The following is a 7,444-nucleotide window of genomic DNA, read 5'->3' on the forward strand; positions in this document are numbered from 1 at the left end:
TATTTTTTAAGTATTGACCCTTTAGCAGATAAATTTCCAAACTATAATCCTTATAATTATTGTTTAAACAATCCAATATTTTTGATTGATCCAGACGGAATGGATCCAAAGCCTGGGTTTACTGCAATTGGTATAGGAATTGCTTTAAAAAGATTTAAAAGAACATTTTCCTACGTAGCCAAAGGTGACTCTTTTACCGTGGCATATTCAAAAGCCGTTTATGAAGACCTAAAAATGGGTACAAAGCAAGGTTTGAGATATGGTACTCCTGCTGAAGATGTCTATGCTATTTTTACAGGCAAGGATTTTGATGGTCAGAAATATAGTAGAAAAACTGCTACTGCTTGGGCTGCTATAGCAATAATTCCGTTTGGAAAAGCGTCTAAATTTTTAAAATTTTCCGATGAAACCGCAGATATGGTTAAAGCTAGTGGAAGAGTACTTGATGATGCGGGTAAGGAAGGCAAAGAAATAGTAACAATTCTCAAAGAAGGTCACGAAACTTTTGAAAATGGAGTAAAAGTTGCTGATGATGTAATTGGAGGATTAGGCGATGATGCAGTTGAGAAATTAGGGAAGTTTGCAAATCAAAAAGATAAGGTTGTAGGGTTTATGTCTAAGGATGGAAAAAAAGGGTGGAGAGTTGATTTTGATCCTAAAAAAGGAGGTCATATAAATTGGTGGAATGGCAATCAAAAAGGAGCTATCTTAATTAAAGCAGGAGAAAATCAAATTGAACAAATAATAAAAAATGAAATTCCTAAATTAAAATAATTAATATGGAAATAAGTAATTGGGTCTTAAAAAAATATATAACCGAATTAAAATTTTTAGATTTTTCAATTTTAGACATTATTAAAAGGGAAGGACTAACTGTATCAAATTATAAAACATTAATTGATTGGGAAAAAATTGAAAATAAGTTTTCTTTTTTTTATGATTTTATCGGAAATGAAGAAGAAATAAAAAAACGATTATATTCTTCATTAATTTTTAAATCTCAAAAGTTAATTATTGATATTGGAATTGGTTATAAACCTTTTGAAATTTCCACACAGTTATTTATTCAAAATTGGGAGGATTTTGTAGCATCTAATGGATATTGTGGTATATTTATTATTAGTCTAGAGCATCACCTTTTTATGGAATTTACAGATGATGAAAATTATGAATTACTTAGTAACTTTTATGTATAACCAGCCCCCCAAGCTCCGCAAAGAGTGAATAATAATTTTAAGATGCGTATGCTACGCAAAGTGTCCTCACTTTGAGTTACGATAAAATAAAAGGTTATAAAAAAGAAACCCTAGCTGTAAAAAGTTAGGGTTTTGTTGTTTGTGGAGTTAAGACAGCAAAAGTCTATTCTGTAACAAGTTTATTGTTTAATTGATTATGTATGTCTCTTTTAAAAATATATGCTTCTAAAAACGATTTTACACAGTTCAAATCATTCTTATCAAAACTTTGAACTTTATTAAACATATTTAAAAGTTCTTGGTCTTTTATTTTTTCTTTAGTTTTTTCTTCATCAGTTCCATAAATCAGTAAATCAGTAGGGACTTCTAATATCTCTGATATTTTTTTTAAAACATCTATAGATGGCGCAGTAACATTTCTTTCATAACGAGAAAGATGTGTAGCGTGCATTTCTAACATATCAGCTAAACTCTTTTGAGAAATTCCTTTTTGAGTTCTAATTCTAGTTAAGTTATCTCCAAAATTAAAAGACATAATGTTTAATATTAATAAGTTAATTGCATAATTACGCAACAAAAATAATCAAATAAAGACCTATAAGCATCAGTTGTTAATAAATAATACCAAATAAGTATTTTAACAAAGACCAAAAAGATTATCTTTGAGACCAAATATGTTATCAAATTATTTATAAACAATTTTCATTATGACCATCCAACAACTCAAACAAACCCTCACACTTCCCCAATTACTCCACCATTACAATTTAGTACCCAACAAAAACAAACTCATCAAATGCCCCTTTCACGAAGACAAAAAAGCCAGTATGCAGATTAATGAAGACTTTTACTATTGCCACGGCTGTGGTAAGAAAGGCGACATCATCGACTGGGTTCAAGAATTTGACAAATGCGATAAGAAAACCGCCATTACTAAATGCAAATCTTTCGTCGAAATCTTCCAAGTCCTACCCAACAAGCCAATCACAAAACCAATACCAATGAAAACAAACGAAAACTTAGAAGAACTCTTTGACCAGTTCAATAAATGTTTGTTAGCTCCCGAAGGTTCGGGACTACAAGCGATGGAGTATGCTAAAAATAGGATGCTCAACCCCGAAGAAACCCAAATAGGTTACAATGATGGTAAACTATTCGATAAACTAAAAAATTGCTTAATCTTCCCACTTCGTAACGAAAAAGGCGAAATCATTTCTTTTTATGGGCGTTCAGTCAGCGAAACCGCCACCTCCAAACATTTCTATTTAACCGACAGAACAGGTTTATATCCACGTTATCCTGAAAAAAATACCAAAAAACTCATCCTAACCGAAGCTGTTATCGATGCAATGACCCTAGAACTCGCTTTGCATACCACAAATGACTGGAAAGAATATAACGTATTGGCATTGTACGGAGTCAATGGATTAACAGAGCAGCACATCCAAACTATTAAGGAACTAAAAGAACTCGAAGAAATCATTTTCTTTTTTGATGGCGATAAACCAGGTCGCACGGCGACTGCGAAATATACTGAAGTAATCCATCAAATACAATCCGCTGTCACACTAAGCGCAGTCGAAGTGCCTGAAAACGAAGACATCAACTCACTAGCCGTAAACTATTCTTTTGAAGCTCTTTTGCAATTACTCAGCGAACGAAAAACAATAATTAAAGGTATTCAAACAATCTTACCCGCTCCAACAACATTGAACCTTGAACCCTTAAACCTTAAACAAAACCCTTTAGTATTTGAAAACCAAAACATCAAACTCGAAGTTCTCGGCAAAATATCCAGCAAAGATTTATCCGAACTACGAGTAACCCTAGCCATTTACAACCTCCAAAAAATCGATTATCCATCAAGGCAAAACCTGAATCTTTACAACGACGACCAAGTGGAAAAAGTAATCCGTAAAGTAGCCGAAAAACTCGAACTCGGAACCAGGATCATTAACGAAGCAGTTCAAAAACTTATAGTACAACTCGAAAATTACCGCCAAAATGCCACCAAAAAAGAAAAGGTCGCCACTCGATACCCTTTGAGAACCCTCACCGATAAAGACACTTTAGAAAGTATCGAACTTTTAAAAAGTACTTATTTAATAGAAAAACTAATCCAATTATTAGAACAAACTGGGTTAGTTGGCGAAGGTAAAAACGGTTTGTTTTTATACCTTATATTACTCTCTCACAAAATGAAGAAAACCCTGCACGCAGTCGTTCAAGGCACATCAGGAAGCGGAAAAAGTCATTTAGTATCAGGGGTTGCCGATTGTATGTATGACCAAAACAAAATCAAACGATTTACTCGTGTAACCGACAAAAGTTTTTATAATTATGGAGAATTTGATTTGGTTAATACCGGTATCATTTTAGAAGATTACGACGGATTAAGCGAAGAGGCGGAACTAGCTTGGCGAGAGTTACAAAGTAACGAAAAACTATCTTCTTCAGTAAGTCAGAAAAACGAACAAACAGGCGATATTAAAACAGGCGAAAAATATGTTTTTGGTCCAATTGCTTCATTAGTTGCCACGACCAAATTCAGAATGTACGAAGACAACGAAAGCCGTGTATTTATAATAGCTATCGACGAGAGCGATGCGCAAACCGAAAGAGTTTTAGCCTATATGGCCAAAAAAGCTTCAGGAGAAATAACTCCCGAAATGGAAACCAAAAACAAACGTATTTTACAAAACATCTGTTACCTTTTACAACCGTATAATGTTAAAAATCAGTACCGTTTAGAACTACCACAAAACGTAAAACACCGTCGAAGACTCACCCAAATGCTCCACGATTTTATCGCACAAGTAACTTTGCTCAATCAGTTTCAACGCTCTAAAAGCTCCTCCTTCGGAGGGGTTGGGGAGGCTCTTATCACAGAAATCGAAGATCTAGAAATAGCCGTTGATCTTATGTTTAATAGTATCGTTATCAAAGCCGATGAACTCGACGGAATCCTGCGCCAGTTCTACGAAAATCTAAAAATGTATATCGAGAAAAAAGCCAAAACAATAAATAAAAAACCTTCTGATGTAGACTTTACAATGCGTGAAATAAGACAATATTTTAACGTAAGTAAAAGCCAAATGCACCGTTATTTTACCGAGCTTCAGGAACTCGAATACATCCACAAAACCCACATTGGCTCTCGAAATGTTCAAAGTTTTCAAATCTCCTACTGGGATAATATCCAAAAACTAAGAGAAGAAATAAGAACCTATCTAAATGAGCAAATACAAACTTTTAAAAATAACCCTCAAAACAGTTAATCTATGGGACACAAAAGGACGGTTACGGGACAGTTAAGGGACGGTCAAAACAAGGTTAAACCCCGACCAATGCTAAGAAAACACCATAACCGTCCCAGAATCCCAAGACAAGTATATTCTAGAGAAAAAGAAAAACAAATCATCGATTTTTGTTTAATTATCAAAAACTTCTTTCCCAAAGAAATCATTACTCAAAATCCAAATCAAGAGTATCAGGAACTAATCCAAACTTTACCACAAGAAAAACAACAACTAGTTAATTTACTCATTCATCACTTAGCCCTTTTAAACCAAAACTACAGAGTCAATAGAAATGGTCGCATTATCGAAATAGCAGAAGAAGATGTTTTAATTGCACTACAAATCACAGGAAATATTTTAAACCCCAAATCGTTCTTACCCCGCATTTACCGTGAACATTTAGCACAATTACAACTACATTTTAAAAATCAAGAATTTACCGCAAATCAAGCCCGTAAAGCACTTAGTCGAAGCAAAACCAATACCCAGCGAGTGCTTGATTTTTTTATCGAAAGAGAACTAGTACATATTACTAGAAAAGGCATAAGAGGTATGTTTTATTATCAATTGAAATAGTTTTACTACTGCTCGCTAGTATCGTATAGCAAACTCTTCTAAACCAACAAAATAAATTTTGCCATTTTTTAAAATACTGCTACATTTACTAATAACATTTAAAAATACACAAGTAATATGGCATCAAATACAGAAACTGGACACAACAAAAATGTAACCAACTTTGAAACATTAATCATTGCTTGCACAGGTTTTGGAGCAACATACAACCCCTCCAATCCACTCATTACAATCCCAGCACTCACAACACTACACACCCAGGCAAAAACAGCTGTCAAAGAAGTTAAAATAACCCAAACCCCATTTAATGAGGTAGAAGGGCAACGACAAACAATTTTTAAAGACTTAAAAAAAACAGCAACCAAAGTCATCAACGCACTAAAAGGAGTAGCAGCACCAGCAACAGTCATTGCAGATGCCGAAACAATAAATCGTAAAATACAAGGCAAAAGAGCCGATAACTCAACTCCAGAAACAAAACTAGGAGAAACACCTAAAGACAAAAACTCAGTATCACAACAAAGTTTTGATATGCAAATAGATCATTTAGAAAAATTAATCGAACTCATTAGCATAGAACCCAAATATACACCCAACGAAGAACCAATAAAAACAGCTACTCTAACAAACTACAAAAACCAGTTAGAAGCCATCAACACAACAGTAAAAACAACCTATATACCCTATAAAACAGCAATGCAAGCAAGAGATCTAAAAATCTACGCTCCCGAAATAGGTCTAGTTGATATATCACTAACAGTAAAAAACTACGTAAAATCAGTATTTGGAGCAACAAGCCCAGAGTACAAACAAATAAGTAAACTTATTTTTAGAAAAATATAAAAGAATATTGCAATTGTCAAAGTAGAATCTCCTAACTGAAAAGCTGGAACTAGCGACTGAAAAAAGAAATCTACTAACTGAAAAGTTGGAATTGATGACTGAAAAAAGAAAGCTGCTAACTGAAAAGTTGGAACTAGCGACTGAAAAAAGAAATCTACTAACTGAAAAGTTGGAACTGGTGACTGAAAAAAGAAATCTACTAACTGAAAAGTTGGAACTGGTGACTGAAAAAAGAAATCTACTAACTGAAAAGTTGGAACTGGTGACTGAAAAAAGAAAGTTACTACCTGCGCCAAGAACAAAATAACTTGTAAACCCTTATCATTATTAGGCTAACAGGAATTGTCATTCTAAAAATCGATTTTTACAAAGTATAGGTTACATTCTTTAATTTACAATAAAAATTATTGAATCAAATAGTTAAAAGAAATAAGAATTAAAGCTAAAGTGATTCTCTTCGAGCAGCAAATAAGCGGTCTCCCTCCGGTCGTTCTCTTTGTTCCGCTGGGCTGTTCCAGTCGGCTGAAAAAGCCTCCGTTCCACAGACCACTCGCAAATAAAAATATAACAGCTCCGAAAAAAGAGCAGTTATATTTTTTTTGCTTCGTTCCCAGTCTTCACACGTTCACTTCCTGCGTTCGTCGGGGCTTCTACATCTGCAAGACCGCTCCCGACGCAAAATCCAACGCTAAGCCGTCTTTGCAGCTGTCGCCCCTTGCTGTTTTGGCGGTTGCTCCCTGCATCCTCAGTACGCCCTGCAAGGTGTAGCAAAGCTACTGCCGATTAGATTGACTTCACTTCGTTACGCTTCAGGGCTATGCTCCGCACACTGCGCCACATTGCTCCTCGTCGTTCCTCCTCGTCCGCATCCTGTGTCGCAGGCTTCGATGCATTGCCGCAACACCGCCACATCGCTCCTCGTAAACAAAAAAAAGCTCTTTATAACTCTTTATCAATAACGCTTTTTTTGTTTACTGCGGTGCTTGGGGGTGTTATTGTAGAACCGTAAAACAGCTCCGTAAACTCCGCTGGGCTCGTTTTTTTAAACGATTGCTTAATGATGCTCTCGTTTTCTAATCAAACATTATCTTCTAGCAATCCTTTAAAAAAACAAGCTACAACTGACTAAAGTACCTGTAATCTATAGGTAAGCACTCAAAAGTTTGTTTTGTACTTGCTTTTTAGATGTATAAACCAAAAGTTTTTTTATTTTTGTTGGAAATATAAATGTACGTTCTTATAAAGTTCTAATTGATGTTGATGTAAATACCTCAAGGGCTTGTTTTTTATTGAATATTTGTAAAAGGTTGTAAGACAAAAGTTGAAATTTTGAAAAAAGTCGTGGAGATTACGACCCTTTTGGCTCCCTCATTCCAAATCGCTATGGTAGCTCATCTTCATATCGTTACGGGTTTAATGGTCAAGAAAAAGATGACGAAATTAAAGGGGAAGGGAATAGTTATAATTTTGGAGCCAGAATGTTAGATACTAGAATTGGTAGATGGTTTGCTATTGACCCTTTAGCAGATA

General features: G+C 34.8%; 6 protein-coding genes and 2 pseudogenes (1 of these 8 cut by a window edge). 7 read left to right on the forward strand and 1 reads right to left on the reverse strand.

Annotated features, from left to right (window positions below; translation table 11 throughout):
* A pseudogene (locus B0A78_RS14505) lies at positions 1–774 on the forward strand (hypothetical protein); the annotation flags it as partial.
* Positions 775–779: 5 nt separating this feature from the next.
* Entirely contained in the window at positions 780–1,196 is a 417-nt protein-coding gene (locus B0A78_RS10100) for a hypothetical protein (protein ID WP_097609645.1), read from the forward strand.
* Positions 1,197–1,359: 163 nt separating this feature from the next.
* Here the strand turns inward: B0A78_RS10100 and B0A78_RS10105 are convergent, their stop codons facing one another.
* Positions 1,360–1,731 (reverse strand): helix-turn-helix domain-containing protein, encoded by a 372-nt coding sequence (locus B0A78_RS10105; RefSeq protein WP_097609646.1) that lies wholly within the window; start codon positions 1,729–1,731, stop codon positions 1,360–1,362.
* Between the two features lie 172 nt (positions 1,732–1,903).
* Between B0A78_RS10105 and B0A78_RS10110 the strand changes: the two genes are divergently transcribed.
* From B0A78_RS10110 to B0A78_RS15090, 5 genes and pseudogenes are all read left to right on the forward strand, one after another.
* Positions 1,904–4,474 carry a CHC2 zinc finger domain-containing protein gene (locus tag B0A78_RS10110; protein WP_097609647.1) on the forward strand — a complete coding sequence of 857 codons (2,571 nt, stop codon included), beginning with the start codon at positions 1,904–1,906 and terminating at the stop codon, positions 4,472–4,474.
* Positions 4,475–4,477: 3 nt separating this feature from the next.
* Positions 4,478–5,071, forward strand: coding sequence for a hypothetical protein (locus B0A78_RS10115; protein ID WP_097609648.1), 594 nt, complete (start codon positions 4,478–4,480; stop codon positions 5,069–5,071).
* Between the two features lie 117 nt (positions 5,072–5,188).
* A complete protein-coding gene (locus B0A78_RS10120; protein ID WP_097609649.1) occupies positions 5,189–5,914 on the forward strand; it encodes a hypothetical protein in 726 nt (241 codons plus the stop codon).
* A gap of 94 nt (positions 5,915–6,008) precedes the next feature.
* Positions 6,009–6,221 carry a hypothetical protein gene (locus tag B0A78_RS10125; protein ID WP_097609650.1) on the forward strand — a complete coding sequence of 71 codons (213 nt, stop codon included), beginning with the start codon at positions 6,009–6,011 and terminating at the stop codon, positions 6,219–6,221.
* A gap of 1,054 nt (positions 6,222–7,275) precedes the next feature.
* A pseudogene (locus tag B0A78_RS15090) lies at positions 7,276–7,444 on the forward strand (hypothetical protein) (its annotated part continues 14 nt past the right edge of the window); the annotation flags it as partial.

Origin of the sequence: Flavobacterium columnare NBRC 100251 = ATCC 23463, assembly GCF_002530675.1 — a bacterium.
Lineage (GTDB): Bacteria > Bacteroidota > Bacteroidia > Flavobacteriales > Flavobacteriaceae > Flavobacterium > Flavobacterium columnare.

Bases quoted from the DNA above. Each gene is read 5' to 3' on its own strand.
- B0A78_RS10115 (WP_097609648.1), top strand. From the start codon at position 4,478: ATGGGACACAAAAGGACGGTTACGGGACAGTTAAGGGACGGTCAAAAC.
- B0A78_RS10100 (WP_097609645.1), top strand. From the start codon at position 780: ATGGAAATAAGTAATTGGGTCTTAAAAAAATATATAACCGAATTAAAA.
- B0A78_RS10125 (WP_097609650.1), top strand. From the start codon at position 6,009: ATGACTGAAAAAAGAAAGCTGCTAACTGAAAAGTTGGAACTAGCGACT.
- B0A78_RS10105 (WP_097609646.1), bottom strand. From the start codon at position 1,731: ATGTCTTTTAATTTTGGAGATAACTTAACTAGAATTAGAACTCAAAAA.
- B0A78_RS10110 (WP_097609647.1), top strand. From the start codon at position 1,904: ATGACCATCCAACAACTCAAACAAACCCTCACACTTCCCCAATTACTC.
- B0A78_RS10120 (WP_097609649.1), top strand. From the start codon at position 5,189: ATGGCATCAAATACAGAAACTGGACACAACAAAAATGTAACCAACTTT.